This is a genomic window from Stieleria sedimenti (assembly GCF_025060895.1).
Taxonomy (GTDB): domain Bacteria; phylum Planctomycetota; class Planctomycetia; order Pirellulales; family Pirellulaceae; genus Stieleria; species Stieleria sedimenti.
Map to the genome: position 1 here is coordinate 1 of NZ_JANZKV010000157.1, position 1,275 is coordinate 1,275.

At 51.8% G+C, this 1,275-nt stretch carries 2 protein-coding genes; both read right to left on the reverse strand.

The window, feature by feature from the left end; translation table 11 throughout:
• Nucleotides 1-206: 206 nt before the first annotated feature.
• Nucleotides 207-563 (reverse strand): hypothetical protein, encoded by a 357-nt coding sequence (locus tag NZK35_RS20095; protein ID WP_259634313.1) that lies wholly within the window; start codon nucleotides 561-563, stop codon nucleotides 207-209.
• A gap of 93 nt (nucleotides 564-656) precedes the next feature.
• Nucleotides 657-1,232 carry a hypothetical protein gene (locus NZK35_RS20100; RefSeq protein ID WP_259634314.1) on the reverse strand — a complete coding sequence of 192 codons (576 nt, stop codon included), beginning with the start codon at nucleotides 1,230-1,232 and terminating at the stop codon, nucleotides 657-659.
• Between the last annotated feature and the right edge of the window lie 43 nt (nucleotides 1,233-1,275).

Genomic DNA, 1,275 nt, shown 5'->3' on the forward strand with positions numbered 1-1,275 from the left:
GCGTCCTCCGGGTCACGATCCAACGACAGCCAATCAATTGCCACAAAAGAACGCGAGAAGACGCAAAAGAAGAAGTGGGCGCTTTCGTCAGGCGTCGGTTAGCAGCGTGAACGCCCAAAATCACCCGGTTGCCGCCAAGAGACTTTGATTTGAGGAAACGCCCGATCGGCAACTCGGGTGCATTTTTTGGTTCGTTGCTTCTTCGTTTAGGCGGGCGGCTTCCGATTCCACATGTTCAATGCGCACTCAAGTGCATTCTGGGCGGCGAGGAAGTATAGCTTGGGCATCGAATCAACGTCGTGCACCACAAAACGACACAATTCTACATCGAATTGCGTCAAATCGACATTGTGTTCTTCGGCGTACGCTTTCAGGCCAGCCAGTGCTTGCGATTGGTACTCGGCAATATCTTCGCGAGTGCCTTCAGATTGCCAAAGAGTGTTAGTAACACGAATGCCACCTGGCACTGATCGGGGAGATCGCAACACAACCTCAAGACCGCCAACCATCTCTGCGCCCGGCGACTGCTGTATTAGGTAACCCGCGCCAATCGCTCTTCTCATTTGCACCATCTAACCTGGTTCAACAGTTTGGGTTTTAGCAACGAACGGTAACGATCACGTGGCCGCCGCGAACGACTCACCACTTCAATAAACTCAACTCGGCGGCTCACGTGCATCGTCTGGTTCTGTCGTCCTTCCGAGAAGCGGCCAAACCAACGGCGCGATGGAAGCAGTGCAAAAGCCAAAAGATAGTCCGTACAGTATTGTGATTGTACGCGTTTGTGGAACAACCAAATCTTGTCGGAAACTTGATTCGGAGGTTGTCTTTAACTCCTGTTGGATCTGAAACTGGCACCGCGCCCAACCATCGCGATAAGCATCGATCACATGTCCAGAGGCGTGAATTATGTTTGCAGGGACCATTGGGTTTTGATCCGGCGCATTCCAAAGGGTCTGTCCCTCGAAGGTTGCGTTGTCAATGAAATAATCCCTGCACTCCTCCCAACCCCAGTGATGGTCGCGGAGATACGCGGCAGCTCCATCGACAGTGACGTTTTGGTTCTCAACCATGGAAAAATAGGTGATATCACCATTCGCCTCAGCTGGAACGCTGGGAGTTGTGTACTGGAGTGCGGCATCGTCCAAAACGCGATGAGGCCAATTGGATGCCTTGAAAAACGCCCAGAATGCACACAATGCGAAAAATGCAGAGAGTGCAAAACGAATCAAAGTCGAGAACCTCTATTGCGACAGAACGTCTACGTTCACCGAG